Source organism: Anaerotignum faecicola (assembly GCA_024460105.1).
Taxonomy (GTDB): Bacteria; Bacillota; Clostridia; order Lachnospirales; family Anaerotignaceae; genus JANFXS01.
This window is the reverse complement of record JANFXS010000151.1, coordinates 1-513: the sequence shown is the minus strand read 5'-3', so window position 1 is coordinate 513 and position 513 is coordinate 1. Positions and strand designations below refer to the sequence as shown.

Sequence of the window (513 nt, the reverse complement as noted above, 5' to 3'; positions counted from 1 at the left end):
CTGATATCGAAGAAGCATATAAAATTGCCACAGCTTCTATGCAAAAAGATGTTTACAAGACATGCGAATACGGGAACGGTTTTTATCCTTGTCCGAATTGCGGAGAAACGACCACAGAAGATTGTGTAAATGCAGGAAGATGTTCTTCATGTGGGCAGGCGATAATTCATTAAACTGATATTTGAACGATAAACCATTTTCCTGACGTCGCGAAAATGGTGCAGAGAAAGGAGGCCGGAGCGGTGGCCACCGTAACGGGAATTCCCGGCTTCTTTCGAAAAAATGGGATTTGAAGTATTTGAAAACTACGAATGTGACGGTCAGATAGAGATTACAGATTCTATAGGGCCGTTAAAGAAAGACTTGCTTATAGATTGCTTTGCCGGAGGTGGCGGGGCAAGTGTAGGAATAGAAATGGCACTGGGACGGCCGGTTGATATAGCTATCAATCATGATCCGCAGGCGATCCGAATGCACAAAGTTAATCATCCGGATACGCTGCATCTGACCGAG

At 44.6% G+C, this 513-nt stretch carries 1 protein-coding gene; it reads left to right on the top strand.

From position 1 onward, the window contains the following. Nucleotides 1-282 precede the first annotated feature (282 nt). A partial coding sequence (locus NE664_13235) for a hypothetical protein (GenBank protein MCQ4727595.1) occupies nt 283-513 on the top strand: 231 nt, incomplete at its 3' end.